This window comes from Stutzerimonas sp. C6.4V (assembly GCF_058536345.1).
In genome coordinates, this window is the sequence record NZ_JBZUBM010000001.1 from 1,031,964 (window position 1) to 1,046,322 (window position 14,359).

The following is a 14,359-nucleotide window of genomic DNA, read 5'->3' on the forward strand; positions in this document are numbered from 1 at the left end:
GAACCGCAATCGCAGGTCCGTTGGCGTTCGCCTCCTCGAACGCCAGATTCAGGCCGTCGTTCGCAGCCTGGGAACAAGCCAGATGCCACCCGGACGTTCGGGCTGTTCAAAGTCTGAACAACATGCTACAAACGAACGCAACCCAAATGATCTAGCCGCTTGAAAACGAAGGGAAAACCATGACCAAGTCGGAGTTGATCGAACGTATCGTCACCCAGCAAGGCCTGCTTTCTTCCAAGGACGTCGAGCTGGCGATCAAGACCATGCTCGAACAGATGGCCCAGGCGCTGGCCACCGGCGACCGCATCGAAATCCGCGGCTTCGGCAGCTTCTCCCTCCACTACCGCGCCCCCCGCGTCGGCCGCAACCCCAAAACCGGCCAATCCGTCCCCCTCGACGGCAAGTTCGTCCCGCACTTCAAGCCGGGGAAGGAGCTGAGGGATCGGGTGAATGAAGAAGACTCGCTTTAAGCCGGTAGGTGGGCCTCTGCAGATTGTTAGCAAGCCGATGGGCTAGCTGCCCCGCCTGGATATGCCTCATATCATTGGCATGAGGCGCAGGGCCCGATATCAGGCGTCGAGCTCCCTCAGTGCCGCGCACCTTCGTCGGGCATCGTCAGTAGCTGCTTTTCCATGTTCCAGTCGAAGGGTTCCTCGTTCTGCTCAGCTTCGTAGCGGCGTTCTTCCAGGCGCTGGAATAGCTCGATTTCCTCGTCCGGCATGTAGTGCAGGCAGTCGCCGCCAAAGAACCACAGCAGGTCGCGTGGGACGAGGTGGGCGATCTGTGGGTAGCGGTGGAAGACCTGGCAGATCATGTCCTGGCCCAGGTGCCGTTCGGCCGGTACCTCTCTGAGGTTCATGATCAGTTCATCGAAGCGTTCGAGGAACAGGGCGTGGCTTTCTTCGGAAACCTGTTCGGTCTCCCCCATGGCGAGCAGGATGCCGCGCAGATGGGCCAGTAGTGCCAGGTTGTGATCGTGATATGCGTTGGCCATGGTTCACCTGTGTCGGATTGGGCGCGCGATTATAGGCGCGTCGTGTCGGGTTGGCGTGTTTAGTTGACCCATGAGCCGGAGCTGGGTTCGGTATGGGCGATGGGGGGCGCCCACGCCGGAGCCTGGGCGCCATCAGATCCGCTGCCGAACGAGCGGATGCCATCTAAGATGGCGCCGCGGATGCGCGGCGCCTGCCTGCTAGCGGATCTTGCCGGGTGCCAGCATCAGCTCCTCCTTGGAGAAATCATCGACGCTGATGACCTTGCGTCGGGCCGCCTCTGCCGCGGTCAGCTGGGTGGCTTCGCTGGCATCCAAGACACCGGCGGCCAGTGCGGCTTCGATGGGGTTCTCACCGGCGCCCAGGGAGAACGCTCCACTTTTGAGCGCCTTGTGCAGTTTTTTCTGCAGCGGCTGAACCGCGGCGAGGGTGTCGAACGCCTCGCGCAGATCGCCGAATGCCTCTTCGTTGCCTGCAGGTCGGTAAACGCCTTCGAGGATCTGCTCCAGCGCCGGGTCGCCTTCGGGGCGTCCCAGAATGGCGGCCACTTCGGCGTCGAGTTCATCGGACGGCCCCTTGTGCCGCGCGCCGAACGGAAACACCACCAGCTGCAGCACAGCGCCAAGCAATCGGTTCGGGAAATTGACCAGGGTGTCCGCCAATGCCTGCTCGGCCTTGGCCAGGCAGTCTTCCAGCGCCCAGCGCAACAGCGGCGCCTGTTCTACCGGATGGCCGAGGTCGTGATAGCGCTTGAGGGCAGCGGAGGCCAGATAGAGATGGCTTAGAACATCGCCGAGCCGTGCCGACAGCCGCTCGCGGCGCTTGAGTTCGCCGCCAAGCAGCATCATGGACAGGTCGGCCAGCATGGCGAACGCCGCGGCAATGCGATCCAGGGCACGAAAGTAGGGACGGGTCAGGTCGTTGCCCGGCGCCTTGCCGACCAGGCCGAGCGTCAGGCCCAGCACCAGAGTGCTGGCCGTGTTGCTGACGGCGAAGCCGATGTGCTGCATGAGCAGCTTGTCGAACCTGGCCACCGCCGCGTCGCGGTCGGGCTCGTGCACCAGCTCCATTTCACGCAGTACGAATGGATGGCAGCGGATGGCGCCCTGGCCGAAGATCATCAGGTTGCGTGAAAGAATGTTGGCACCTTCCACCGTGATGGAGATGGGGGCTGACAACCACAGGCGGCCGAGGTAATTGTTCGGGCCCATGATGATGCCCTTGCCCGCATGGATATCCATGGCATCGGTGATACAGGCACGGCCGCGTTCGGTCAGGTGGTATTTGAGGATGGCCGAGAGCACCGAGGGTTTCTCGCCGAGGTCGACTGCGTTGGCGGTCAGGATGCGTGCGCTGTCCATCAGCCAGGCGTTGCCGCCGATACGGGCAAGGGGCTCCTGGATACCTTCGAAGGCCGCCAGCGGCACATTGAATTGCTCACGGATACTGGCATAGCGCCCGGTCACGTAGCTGCAGGTCTTCGCCGCGCTGACGCCGGTCGCAGGCAGGGATATCGAGCGGCCCACGGACAGGCAGTTCATCAACATCATCCAGCCCTTGCCGATCATGTCGCGGCCACCAATGATCGCCTCCAGCGGCACGAACACATCCTTGCCCCAGTTCGGCCCGTTCATGAAGGCGGCGCCGAGGGGCTGGTGGCGGCGGCCGATCTCGACGCCGGCTGTGTCGGTGGGGATCAGCGCCAGGCTGATGCCCAGCTCGTCTTCGTCGCCCAGCAGATGGTCCGGGTCGTAGGTCTTGAATGCCACGCCGAGCAGCGTCGCCACCGGCCCTAGGGTGATGTAGCGTTTTTCCCAGTTCAGGCGCAGGCCGAGGACTTCTTCACCTTGCCACTGGCCCTTGCAGATCACGCCGCTGTCGTTCATGGCGCCGGCATCGGACCCGGCATAAGGGCCGGTCAAGGCAAAGCAGGGGATGTCCGTGCCGTTGGCCAGGCGTGGCAGGTAATGGTTGCGCTGCTCCTCGGTGCCGTATTGCAGCAGCAATTCGGCCGGCCCAAGTGAATTGGGGACCATGACGGTGCTGGCCAGGTCACCGCTGCGGGTCGCCAGCTTCATCACGATCTGCGAATGCGCATAGGCCGAGAAGCCCTTGCCGCCGAATTCCTTGGGAATGATCAGGGCAAAGAAGCCCTCGGCCTTTATGTAGTCCCAGGCTTGCTCGGGCAGATCCAGCTGCTGCCCGACGTTCCAGTCATTGACCATGGCGCAGAGGGTTTCGGTGGGGCCGTCGATAAAAGCCTGTTCTTCCTCGGTCAGCACCGCCCTGGGATAGCCGAGCAGGGTGTCCCAGTTGGGACGACCACTGAACAGCTCGCCGTCCCACCACACGGTGCCGGCGTCGATGGCGTCGCGTTCAGTGTCGGAAATCGGCGGCAGGACCTTCTTGAACCAGTCGAACATCGGGCCGCTGAAGTGCTTGATGCGCAAGTCGGTAACCAGCAGGGGCACCGCGACCGCTATGAGCAGGAGCCAGAGGATGACCATCAGCCAATCCGGGCTGTGGTCAGCGGCGCCCATCAGTACCAGATAGGCGGCAACGATAGCGAGCGCCGGCACGGGGGAAACCCGCAGATGGGCGATCATGGCGATGCCGAGCAGTAATACGAGCAGCCAGAGCAGGGTCATAGGTATTCCTTGTTTTAGCAGGTGGCGTCCTGCTTGAGCATAGGCACCCGGCCGTGACGGGTGAAGGGACGGGTTGCCACGTTGGGTATCTGCTAGTGACCGGAGCGGCGGTTGCGAGTTCGGATCATGACGCGGCGGGCTGGCGTGTTCTTGCAGCTGTCCTGCGCCCGCGCCTGGTTAACGCTGTATCGCGATGGCCAGGCGGCTTTGCCATGGATGGGCGATCTGTAAAAGGAAACGAATGAGCGCATGTCGAGTTCAGCTGACTAGTCGTGCGGGCCGCCGGCTCCGGGCGGTTCTTCGAGCGCGCCCAGCCGGCGCGCTTGAGCCCTACGAACTTAACCCGCAAGACAAAATGCACGCACAGCGTCACAGAAATCCGGTATAGTACGCGCCGGCTGAAACCCAGCCTGCGTTCAGGTACTGCAACACACGAAGCGCTGCTTCGGCTGCTTTCCGCTTCTCGCGGCTGTCCTAGACGATTCATCATTCATACGTTTTCGCAAACCCCGCCGACCAGGCTGCCAGGGTGACCTTCGGGTTTTGCATGGCATGCGCAGCTTCGGAACATGGGTCTTTGCGGAGCATCAGGAAAAGACCCATGACCCAAGAAATCGGCGGCTTTGCCGCACTCGGCATTCATCCCTCCGTACTCGCTGCTGTCATCGCAGTCGGCTACGAAGAGCCTTCGGCCATTCAGAGCCAGGCGATTCCGGTAATCCTCGGCGGCCATGACATGATCGGCCAGGCCCAGACCGGTACCGGCAAGACCGCAGCCTTCGCGCTGCCTATCCTGTCCAAGATCGACCCGGCCAAGCGGGAACCGCAGGCGCTGATCCTCGCGCCGACGCGTGAACTGGCCCTGCAGGTCGCCACCGCCTTCGAAACCTATTCCAAGCAGATGCCAGGCGTGGGCGTCGTCGCCGTCTACGGTGGTGCCCCGATGGGTCCGCAGCTCAAGGCCATTCGCCAGGGCGCGCAGATCATCGTCGCGACACCAGGGCGCCTGGTCGACCACCTGAGCCGCAACGGCACGCTGCTGTCGACCATCCAGTACCTGGTGCTCGACGAAGCGGACGAAATGCTCAAGCTGGGCTTCATGGATGACCTCGAAGTGATTTTCGAAGCCATGCCGGAAAGCCGCCAGAGCGTGCTGTTTTCCGCGACGCTGCCGCATTCGATTCGCGCAATCGCCGAAAAGCACCTGCGCGAGCCGCAGCACATCAAGGTCGCTACCAAGACCCAGACCGTTGCCCGCATCGAGCAGGCGCACCTGATGGTGCATGCCGACCAGAAGATTGCTGCGGTGCTGCGCCTGCTGGAAGTCGAAGACTTCGACGCCCTGATCGCATTCGTGCGGACCAAGCAGGCCACCCTGGACCTGGCCGCCGCGCTGGAAGCCAAGGGCTACAAGGCTGCTGCGCTGAACGGCGACATCGCCCAGAACCAGCGTGAGCGCGTCATCGAATCGCTCAAGGATGGTCGCCTGGACATCGTGGTCGCCACCGACGTTGCCGCTCGTGGCCTCGACGTGTCGCGTATCACCCACGTGTTCAACGTTGATATGCCCTACGATCCGGAATCCTACGTACACCGCATCGGCCGTACCGGTCGTGCCGGTCGTGAAGGCCGCGCGCTGCTGCTGGTCACGCCGCGTGAGCGCCGCATGCTGCAGGTCATCGAGCGCGTCACCAACCAGAAAGTTGCCGAAGCCCGTCTGCCGAATGCCCAGCAGGTTCTGGATGCGCGCATCAAGAAGCTCACCAACAGCCTGGCGCCGCTGGTGGCCGATGCTGAAGCCAGCCATGGCGAACTGCTCGACAAGCTGGTAGCCGATATCGATTGCAGCCCGCGTGCCCTGGCCGCTGCGCTGCTGCGCAAGGCTACCAATGGCCAGGCGCTGACCTTGGCTGAAGTGGAAAAAGAGCAACCGCTGGTTCCGACCAGCAGCCCACGCGAGCGCTCCGATCGTCCGGAGCGCAGCGGTGACCGCGAACGTCGCGCTCCGATCCCGCTGGCTGAAGGCCGTGCCCGCTGCCGTAGTCCGCTGGGTGCCCGTGACGGCATCGCCGCGCGCAACCTGCTTGGCGCCATCCTCAACGAAGGCGGCCTGGCCCGCGAAGCCATCGGCCGCATCCAGGTGCGCGACAGCTTCAGCCTGGTCGAGCTGCCGGAAGAGGGGCTCGAGCGTCTGCTGGGCAAGCTCAAGGACACCCGTGTCGGCGGCAAGCAGCTCAAGCTGCGTCGTTATCGCGAGGATTGATCGTCCTGGTGTGATCGAAAAGGGTGAGCCTGGTGCTCACCCTTTTTTGTATCTGTCGCACAGCCGTGACGCGGCTTGACTGGCTATCGCTGGGTCCGGTCCAGGACCAGCAACTCCACACCCGGGTGCTTGCGCCCCTGCAGCTTGTTCATGCGCTCGAGTTGGTCATTGACCGCGTATCGGTCACGCCGGTTTTCGACCTTGGCGTCTGCCTCATCGCGCAGGGCATGGATCTCGCCGTGCAACGCCTCGACCTGTTCGTCGCTTGGGCTGTCGTGCAAGGCGTTCTTCATGCACTGCAGCAGGGCAATGAGAACGTGGGGATCGTGGCTGCCGTAGATGCGGATCGGCGCAGCCACCACTTCCAGCAGGCTCTGCATGTCCAGCTGCGGATAGAAAAGGCGTGGGCGGCCATCGTCCATGCAGCCAACGTCGTAGGGCGGGACCCCGCCGAGGCGTTTCAACAACAGGCCGATGAGGTTGACGGCGCGTATCGCGGTGCCTGGGTCGTTGATGGCCGGGCTGATGGCCTTGACGGCGATTTCGGAAATCTGGCGCATGCCGTACGAGATGTTGGCGCCGGCGAACTCGTTGTTGTGGAAGTCGAAGCAGTCCAGTACCTCGCCTGCTTCCTTGTCGGACAAGGCCCCATCGAGCCTCAGCAGGGGGTGACCTTCGATAAGAAAAAAGCCTGGTTCCACCTGGACGACTGCCGTGAGGTCGCGCTTGCGCAGCAGCTTGCACAGGCGCCGCTCGTTGACCTCCCGCAAGTAGCCCGGGCGTGTCGCGGCCAGGCACCACCAGTCGCTTGGGTCCGGAATCTGCGTGATCCCGGCCATCCGTTCCTTGCGCTTTTCCAGGTTGCGGGACGAATCCCCGAAGAGCTGGTTAATGACCCAGTCGACCTGGATCGATTGCGAAACCGAGCGGATAAACACCACAAACAGCGCCATGCAGGTCATGCCCAGCAGCAGCGTCAACAGCAGCCCAAGCGTCGGCACACTGGCGGGATCGTTCTTGTCCAGGGTGCCGATCATCAGCAGGAAATAAAGAATGCTGCCCAGATAGAAGCCCAGGATCATCTGGTTGCGCCGATCGCTGACCAGGCCGGGCAGCACACGCGGCGAGAGGCGTGCAGCCGCACCGTTGAGCACAACCATCACCATGGAAAAGCTGAACACCGTCAGCGAAATGATGGCGGTGATCAGGGTGCCGAGGATTTCGCGCGCGTTGTCTGCTTCGACGAGGCCCGGGGGCAGGTCGCGACGCAGGGTTTCGGCCAGCGGGGTCGATTCGAACGCAAGGACGAGGCCGGCGACTATCAGGAAGCCGGTGGCGATCACTACGGGATAGAAGGCGATGCTCTCGCTGATGCGCTTGGCAATACGAAACAGGGCGTTGGTGGGTGAGGACATGCCGGGGGGTTCCAGTGTGCGGGCGATCCGCCCCGTCTTCCTGTGACAGCGCACAGCCGCAAAGTACACCCCTGGCGAGACCGTCTATGCTCATTGGGGGAAGGCTGTCGGGCCATGCTGGATCAGGCGGCACCGACGGCCTGCTAGCCCGTGAGAAGACGTCTATCAGGCGCATGGTTTGGATTCGTATGGTTCGCCTGTAGGACAGGGTTATTCGACAGATAACTGGACCAACGAGTGAGGTACTGCCCATGAGCGCTGCTTACCTGTATCCCGTGCAGCCGGAAGTTGCGGCTCGGTCGTTGACCGACGAAGCGGCCTACAAGGCCATGTATCAGCAGTCGGTGATCAATCCCGACGGTTTCTGGCGCGAGCAGGCGCAACGTCTGGACTGGATCAAGCCGTTCACGCGGGTCAAGCAGACCTCTTTCGATGATCATCATGTGGACATCAAGTGGTTTGCTGACGGCACCCTGAACGTATCGGCCAATTGCCTCGATCGGCACCTGGAGGACCGTGGCGATGAGTTGGCGATCATCTGGGAAGGGGACGATCCGTCCGAACACCGCGAGATCACCTATCGCGAACTGCACCACGAAGTCAGCAAATTCGCCAACGCCCTGCGCGGGCAGGATGTCCATCGGGGCGACGTGGTGACTCTCTACATGCCGATGATTCCGGAGGTCGCCGTGGCGATGCTGGCCTGTGCCCGCATTGGTGCGATTCACTCGGTGGTCTTTGGCGGCTTTTCGCCCGAGGCCCTGGCCGGGCGGATCATCGATGGCCGATCCAGGGTGGTCATCACCGCCGATGAAGGATTGCGCGGCGGCAAGACGGTGCCGCTGAAGGCGAACGTCGACGAAGCGCTGACCAACCCACAAACCGCCGGGGTGCAGAAGATCATCGTGGTGCGGCGCACGGGCGGGGACATCAAGTGGAACCCGCACCGTGACATCTGGTACGAAGATTTGATGCGCGTGGCCGGGGACATATGCGCGCCCAAGGAAATGGGCGCCGAGGAGCCGCTGTTCATCCTCTACACCTCGGGTTCGACGGGCAAACCCAAGGGCGTGGTGCACACCTCGGGCGGCTATCTGCTTTATGCGGCGCTGACCCACGAGCGCGTCTTCGACTATCGCCCCGGAGACATCTACTGGTGTACCGCTGACGTCGGCTGGATCACCGGTCACAGCTATCTTATCTACGGCCCGCTCGCCAACGGTGCGACCACGCTGATGTACGAAGGCGTGCCGAACCATCCCGATGTGACGCGGATCGCCAGAATCATCGACAAGCACAGGGTCAACATCCTCTATACCGCGCCCACCGCGATTCGCTCGATGATGGCCGAGGGTGCCGCAGCGATGGAGGGTGCCGATGGCTCGAGCCTGCGGCTGCTGGGCACCGTGGGCGAACCGATCAACCCCGAGGCCTGGCACTGGTACTACGAGACGGTGGGCAAGTCGCGCTGTCCCATTGTCGACACCTGGTGGCAGACCGAAACCGGCGGCGTGCTGATCACACCCCTGCCAGGCGCGACGGCGCTGAAGCCGGGCTCGGCGACGCGACCATTCTTTGGTGTGGTGCCAGGACTGGTAGACAACCTTGGCAATCTGCTCGAAGGCGCGACCGAAGGCAATCTGGTGATCCTCGACTCGTGGCCGGGGCAGATGCGCACCCTCTACCGCGATCACGATCGTTTCGTCGACACCTACTTCAAGACCTTTCGCGGCATGTACTTCACCGGTGACGGCGCGCGCCGTGACGAAGACGGTTACTACTGGATCACCGGCCGGGTCGATGACGTGCTGAATGTGTCCGGCCACCGCATGGGTACTGCGGAGATCGAAAGCGCCATGGTGGCGCACCGCAAGGTGGCCGAGGCGGCGGTCGTCGGTGTGCCGCACCCGCTGAAGGGGCAGGGTATCTACGTGTACGTGACGCTGGTGGCCGGCGAGGAGCCGTCCGATCAATTGCGCCAGGAATTGCAGCAATGGGTGCGCAAGGAGATCGGCCCGATTGCCGTGCCGGATGTGATCCAGTGGGCGCCCGGGCTGCCAAAGACCCGGTCGGGCAAGATCATGCGACGCATCCTGCGCAAGATTGCGACCGACGAGTACGACGCCCTGGGCGACATCTCGACACTGGCCGATCCGGCGGTGGTTCCGCAGCTGATCGAGATGCACAAGCAGATGCAGTCCCATTGATCGCCTGGTGCAGTGCCGGTGGGTCCGGCACTGCACGGCTGATCAGGCGAATGGCTGGCTGCGTGAGGCGTCTGCCTCCTGGTTGGCCGCCGGTTGCTCCTTTGGCACGCCGGCAACGCTGATTTCGGGGAAACTGCCGCCGATGAACTCCACGCTGCGTGTGGGGAAGGCGAACTGCAGGCCCATGCCACGAATGCCATCGAGCAGCTTCAGGTTGATCTCCTGTTGCGCATCCATGTACTTGTTGTAGTCCGGCACTTGCATGATGTAGACGACTTCGAAGGTCAGCTGGCTGTCATCGAAAGCCAGGAAGTGGGCACGGTCGAAGTTGGCGTTTTCCACCTCGTCGATGATCCGCTTCACCAGCGCCGAGACTTCACGCACCTTGTACGACGGCGTGTTGTAGGTGATGCCGAACTTGAACACGATGCGTCGCGTGTTCATGCGCTTGTAGTTGTGCAGGGTCTGCTTGAGCAGGTCGGCGTTGGAGCACACCACCTGTTCGCCGCTCAGGCTGCGGATGCGGGTCGTCTTCAGGCCGATGTGTTCGATGTTGCCGGCGACATCGCCAAACACCACGAAGTCGCCAATCTCGAACGGCTTGTCGATGCCGATGGACAGCGAGGCAAAGATATCGCTGAGCAGTGTCTGGACGGCCAGGGCAATGGCGATACCGCCGACCCCGAGGCTGGCTACCATGGCCGTGATGTCCACGCCGAGGTTGGCGAGGATCGACAGCAGCATCATCGTCCAGACAACGATGCGTACCATGATGCCAATGATCGTGGTGGTTACTGGATTACGCGTCTTGCCATCGTGGGTCAGGCTTTCCATCCACAGGCGGACCCCGGCGTCCAGCCAGAGGGCAATCTGGAACGCCAGCGCAATGAACCAGCCGTGCGACATCGCCGCCTCCCAGCGATTCGGCAGCTCAACAACCTTCAGGGCAACCAGCAGGGAAAGCGCAATAAGCAATATGTGACTGGTGCGGCTGAGCATCTCCGCGGCGATGCCGACAAAGCCGCTTCTGGAGCCTTTGGCCAGCTTGCGCAGGCGGTTGGTGATAATCCGCAGGATTGCCTGCAGCACCAGATAACTGACGAGGGTGACGCCAACGATAATGCCGGTGTTGATCCATAACCTCTCGTTCAACATCACGTCCCAATTCATCGATTCGAATCCTCCGGTGGGCGGGCGCGGCCAGGCGCCAGAGCAGTGGGCTACTTTTTCAGTAGCCCCTGCTCGGCATTAGTTCCGCGATCTCGGGAAGTAAACGAAACGGTGACGGTGGAATGGCTTCAGCGAGGCATGACGACAGATTTGAGCTCGTCGTAGCCGCCGGCGTTGATGACGTTGGAATAGCCCATGCCTTGCAGTAGATCCTGCGCGGCTGAAGATCGCCGGCCCGTGCGGCAATAGAGGATGACCGGGGTCTGCTTGTCGGGGGCCACGCTGGCGATACGTTCAGCTAGGTGCTGCGTCTCGATGCGCGTGGCGTCGGGCAGTGCCCCCTCGGCGTATTCCGGTGCGGTCCGCACGTCGATCAGAACGCTGTCCGGTTGCTGCAGGGCGGCCAGGGCGGCGGGCTGGTCTATGGTTCCAGCCGTGGCAGTCACGGTCAGCAGCATCAATATCGGAAGCAGTCGGTACATGGAATCCTCTCGCGCAATCTCGTGGGCCCTTCAGCCAATGAGCCGGGTCAGGTTAGGGAGGATCAGGATTATAGCTGTTGCGATCAGGATCAATGTTGCCTGCCGGAATTTCTTGTGCTTGAGCATGGGGCGGCCTTTGTTGTTGTTTGAGGCGGGGCTCCAGTGAGCCGGTCAATAATCGCGTCATGCCGCTTCGGTCACGCGATCTGCTGATCGGTCTGCACGCTGACGGCCGATTTGCTTCGTCGATCTCTGGCCGTCGATTGCCGCTGTCTTGGTCGAAGGCAAAGCAATTAGCAGACCAGGCCCGGGCGAGAACGGTTTGGGCCGACACATGGCTGCATGCATGAGGGGTGGCCGCCACCCATCCGGGTCCCCTGATGATCCGCGAGCTTCGCGCGCGGTCCCGCGCCAATCGGTACCGGCGCCGTCCAGCCGGGCCGATGGCCGCATTGATGCCAATGGAAACGCCACGCCGTGAAGCGGAGCGACAACGGGTGAAATCGGAACATTTGCGGGTAACGGTGCTGTCGTTGGTTCAGCGACGACATTGGCAATGGCTTGCGCTGGATATCGAAGCCGGGCTCGGCTTTTGTGCGGCGCAGTCTGCTTGCAAGGCAATAGAGGAGGGCGCGCAGGGCGCGTTTACTCGCGGATACAAAAAAGCCCCGATATCGGGGCTTTCTCGTCAGGTCTGGCGGTGAGGGTGGGATTCGAACCCACGATACGATTTCTCGTATACACACTTTCCAGGCGTGCTCCTTCAACCGCTCGGACACCTCACCGGATCTCGACGGAGCTGATGTCCGTCGAGGCGCGCTAATGTAGCCGAACAGGTTGCCGATGGCAAAAAGTTTTTTAGTTTTTTCATGTGGTTAAGGTACTGGTTGGATACTGGCCAGATGATATTTGGCAATGAACCTTTGAATGTTCTAGCGTTCAGAACACGAGATGGCATCGGTTTCCTGCCGCCGGGATCGAGCGAAGAGAGTATGAAGAGCCAGGAAAGGCTTCCATGAAGTTATTCAGACACAGGAAAAAGCGCCCTGACACGGTACAGGTTGCGACCAAACGCCGCCTGCATGTCAGCTATCTCGAACTCGGGATGTACATCTGCGAGCTGGATCGGCCCTGGCGTCAGACCGATTTCCTTTTCCAGGGCTTTCCGCTCCTGAAACCTGAACACATCCAGGCGGTGCGTGAGCGCTGCGACTATGTATTTGTCGACGACACGCGAAGGGTTGTGCTCGGCGAAGGCCAGATGGTCGTCCCTACGGCGACACCGCTGCGTGTCAAGCGCACCATGAATCGCATCCCCTTATCGCTCGAAGTGCAGGAAGCGCGCGAAGCGTATCGGCACAGCACAGAGGTGCTGGATCAGGTATTGACGGACGTTCAGCAAGGGCGGCCCATCGACACCCGTGCCTGCCAGGCACTGGTCAAGCGCAACCTGGAAAGCATGTTGCGCAACGAAAGCGCGATGCTCTGGCTGACTCGGCTCAAATCCCAGGATCTCTATACCAGCCTGCATTGCCTCTCGGTCTCGATCCTGGCGATGGGGTTCGGTACCCATCTCGGCCTGTCCGATGAAAAGGTAGAAGTCTTGGGGATTGCCGGGCTGCTGCACGACGTTGGCAAGATGAAGGTCGACCCCCTGATCCTCAACAAGCCGGGCAAACTCACCGAAGAAGAGTTCGGGCAGGTCAAGCTGCACCCCACTTACGGCTACCAGGCGCTGTGTACGCAGGCCGATATTCCTGCAGCTGCAGCCCAGGCCGCCTATGGTCATCATGAGCGGCTTGATGGAAAAGGCTACCCGCTGGGGCTCGATCGCTACCAGATACCCTTCACCACCCGGGTGATCACTATCGTCGATGCCTTCGATGCGATCACCAGCCACCGCTCCTACGACGATGCCCGACCGATCCAGACCGCTTATGACGTGCTGCGCAGCGGCGCGGACCAGCAGTTCGACGAAACCCTGGTGCAGGAATTCATCCGCTGGCTGGGCGTGTTTCCCGTTGGCACGCTGGTCGAACTCCACACCGGTGAAGTAGGGCTGGTGCTGGAAAAACATCCGCAGCTGCATCTGCGACCCAAGGTCGTGGTGTTGCGCAATGCAGCCAAGCAGCCCTGTGATCCACGGTATCTGGATCTGTCCCAGCTGACAGTCGATGCCGATGGCATTCCCTATCGAATCAGCAGCGGTATCCCGGACGGCGCCCATGGCCTGTTCGTCTCGGATCCGAAATTGCAGTCCATTCTGCATCCGGAGCTGCTGGCGGTACTGGATCTGGAGCCGGAAACTGCCGAGGGCTGAGTGTGCCGCCAGGCGTGCCTGCCAGCCGCTGATTTGCCCTTGATGCCTGACTTGTCGGTCAGTCACGGCGCTTTACCTGGCCGGTCGCGCTGGGTAACGTCTGCCAACTACCAACAAGAGATATTCGTCATGAGTGAACTGGTTTCCTACGAACTCGAAGACGGCATCGCCACGCTGACGCTGCACAACGGCAAGGTCAACGCGTTGTCCCCGGCGGTGTTCGAGGCGCTGAACGCAGCCTTTGATCGTGCCGAGCAGGATCGCGCGGTCGTGATCATTACCGGGCAGCCGGGCATTCTGTCCGGTGGCTACGATCTGAAGGTGATGACTGCCAGTGCCGAAAGCGCAATCAGCCTGGTGGCCACCGGCTCCAGCTTTACTCGGCGAATGCTGGCCCATCCTTTCCCGGTGATTACTGCCTGCCCAGGGCATGCCATCGCCAAGGGTGCGTTCCTGTTGCTGGCCTCGGACTACCGGATCGGTGCGGAAGGTGCATTCAATATCGGGCTGAACGAGGTGCAGATCGGCATGACCATGCACCACGCCGGCATCGAACTGGCGCGTGATCGGTTGCGCAAGTCGGCGTTCCAGCGTTCGGTGATCTGCGGCGAGCTTTTCGGCCCTGCAGCGGCGGTCGATGCGGGCTTCCTGGACAGGGTCGTTCCGGCTGGAGAGTTGCTGGCGGTTGCCCGGGCAACGGCCCAGCAGCTCAAGAAGATCAACATGACCGCCCACAAGAACACCAAGCTGAAGGTGCGCAAGGCTCTGCTCGAAACCCTCGATCAAGCCATCGAACTCGATCGGCAGCATTCGATCGGCCAGTGAAGAGAATTTTTCGCCGGACCGCCCATTCCTGGCGGAC

General features: G+C 61.9%; 11 protein-coding genes and 1 tRNA gene. 6 read left to right on the top strand and 6 right to left on the bottom strand.

Annotated features, from left to right (window positions below):
• The first annotated feature begins 179 nt into the window (after positions 1 to 179).
• A complete protein-coding gene (gene ihfB / locus AC4LFW_RS05025; protein ID WP_491818110.1) occupies positions 180 to 470 on the top strand; it encodes an integration host factor subunit beta in 291 nt (96 codons plus the stop codon).
• A 116-nt stretch (positions 471 to 586) separates the two neighbouring features.
• Here ihfB and AC4LFW_RS05030 read toward each other — a convergent pair whose 3' ends face one another.
• On the bottom strand, positions 587 to 994 hold the full coding sequence (locus AC4LFW_RS05030; RefSeq protein ID WP_491818111.1) for a PA2817 family protein: 408 nt from the start codon (positions 992 to 994) through the stop codon (positions 587 to 589).
• A 198-nt stretch (positions 995 to 1,192) separates the two neighbouring features.
• Entirely contained in the window at positions 1,193 to 3,640 is a 2,448-nt protein-coding gene (locus AC4LFW_RS05035) for an acyl-CoA dehydrogenase (RefSeq protein WP_491818112.1), read from the bottom strand.
• Between the two features lie 601 nt (positions 3,641 to 4,241).
• On the opposite strand from AC4LFW_RS05035, the gene AC4LFW_RS05040 reads away from it, so the two are divergent.
• Positions 4,242 to 5,903, top strand: coding sequence for a DEAD/DEAH box helicase (locus tag AC4LFW_RS05040; RefSeq protein WP_491818113.1), 1,662 nt, complete (start codon positions 4,242 to 4,244; stop codon positions 5,901 to 5,903).
• A gap of 83 nt (positions 5,904 to 5,986) precedes the next feature.
• On the opposite strand, the gene AC4LFW_RS05045 is transcribed toward AC4LFW_RS05040, so the two are convergent.
• Positions 5,987 to 7,318: a DUF2254 domain-containing protein gene (locus AC4LFW_RS05045; RefSeq protein WP_491818114.1), complete on the bottom strand. Its 1,332-nt coding sequence runs from the start codon at positions 7,316 to 7,318 to the stop codon at positions 5,987 to 5,989.
• A 251-nt stretch (positions 7,319 to 7,569) separates the two neighbouring features.
• Here AC4LFW_RS05045 and acs point away from each other — a divergent pair, with 251 nt between their 5' ends.
• On the top strand, positions 7,570 to 9,525 hold the full coding sequence (gene acs / locus AC4LFW_RS05050) for an acetate--CoA ligase (RefSeq protein ID WP_491818115.1): 1,956 nt from the start codon (positions 7,570 to 7,572) through the stop codon (positions 9,523 to 9,525).
• 42 nt (positions 9,526 to 9,567) lie between these two features.
• Here the strand turns inward: acs and AC4LFW_RS05055 are convergent, their stop codons facing one another.
• Entirely contained in the window at positions 9,568 to 10,695 is a 1,128-nt protein-coding gene (locus AC4LFW_RS05055) for a mechanosensitive ion channel family protein (RefSeq protein ID WP_491818116.1), read from the bottom strand.
• Between the two features lie 128 nt (positions 10,696 to 10,823).
• Positions 10,824 to 11,177 carry a rhodanese-like domain-containing protein gene (locus AC4LFW_RS05060; RefSeq protein WP_491818117.1) on the bottom strand — a complete coding sequence of 118 codons (354 nt, stop codon included), beginning with the start codon at positions 11,175 to 11,177 and terminating at the stop codon, positions 10,824 to 10,826.
• A gap of 380 nt (positions 11,178 to 11,557) precedes the next feature.
• Between AC4LFW_RS05060 and AC4LFW_RS05065 the strand changes: the two genes are divergently transcribed.
• Complete coding sequence (locus AC4LFW_RS05065; RefSeq protein ID WP_491818118.1) at positions 11,558 to 11,881, top strand: hypothetical protein; 324 nt, start codon at positions 11,558 to 11,560, stop codon at positions 11,879 to 11,881.
• Here AC4LFW_RS05065 and AC4LFW_RS05070 read toward each other — a convergent pair.
• A tRNA-Ser gene (locus AC4LFW_RS05070) sits at positions 11,873 to 11,962 on the bottom strand. The genes AC4LFW_RS05065 and AC4LFW_RS05070 overlap by 9 nt on opposite strands.
• Positions 11,963 to 12,192: 230 nt before the next feature.
• Between AC4LFW_RS05070 and AC4LFW_RS05075 the strand changes: the two genes are divergently transcribed.
• Together AC4LFW_RS05075 and AC4LFW_RS05080 are read left to right on the top strand one after the other, a co-directional pair.
• Entirely contained in the window at positions 12,193 to 13,497 is a 1,305-nt protein-coding gene (locus AC4LFW_RS05075) for an HD-GYP domain-containing protein (RefSeq protein ID WP_491818119.1), read from the top strand.
• Positions 13,498 to 13,626: 129 nt separating this feature from the next.
• On the top strand, positions 13,627 to 14,322 hold the full coding sequence (locus AC4LFW_RS05080) for a crotonase/enoyl-CoA hydratase family protein (RefSeq protein WP_491818120.1): 696 nt from the start codon (positions 13,627 to 13,629) through the stop codon (positions 14,320 to 14,322).
• The last annotated feature ends 37 nt before the right edge of the window (positions 14,323 to 14,359 follow it).

Coding starts and splice junctions, on each gene's coding strand:
- ihfB (WP_491818110.1), top strand. CDS start 180: ATGACCAAGTCGGAGTTGATCGAACGTATCGTCACCCAGCAAGGCCTG.
- AC4LFW_RS05030 (WP_491818111.1), bottom strand. CDS start 994: ATGGCCAACGCATATCACGATCACAACCTGGCACTACTGGCCCATCTG.
- AC4LFW_RS05035 (WP_491818112.1), bottom strand. CDS start 3,640: ATGACCCTGCTCTGGCTGCTCGTATTACTGCTCGGCATCGCCATGATC.
- AC4LFW_RS05040 (WP_491818113.1), top strand. CDS start 4,242: ATGACCCAAGAAATCGGCGGCTTTGCCGCACTCGGCATTCATCCCTCC.
- AC4LFW_RS05045 (WP_491818114.1), bottom strand. CDS start 7,318: ATGTCCTCACCCACCAACGCCCTGTTTCGTATTGCCAAGCGCATCAGC.
- acs (WP_491818115.1), top strand. CDS start 7,570: ATGAGCGCTGCTTACCTGTATCCCGTGCAGCCGGAAGTTGCGGCTCGG.
- AC4LFW_RS05055 (WP_491818116.1), bottom strand. CDS start 10,695: ATGAATTGGGACGTGATGTTGAACGAGAGGTTATGGATCAACACCGGC.
- AC4LFW_RS05060 (WP_491818117.1), bottom strand. CDS start 11,177: ATGTACCGACTGCTTCCGATATTGATGCTGCTGACCGTGACTGCCACG.
- AC4LFW_RS05065 (WP_491818118.1), top strand. CDS start 11,558: ATGATCCGCGAGCTTCGCGCGCGGTCCCGCGCCAATCGGTACCGGCGC.
- AC4LFW_RS05075 (WP_491818119.1), top strand. CDS start 12,193: ATGAAGTTATTCAGACACAGGAAAAAGCGCCCTGACACGGTACAGGTT.
- AC4LFW_RS05080 (WP_491818120.1), top strand. CDS start 13,627: ATGAGTGAACTGGTTTCCTACGAACTCGAAGACGGCATCGCCACGCTG.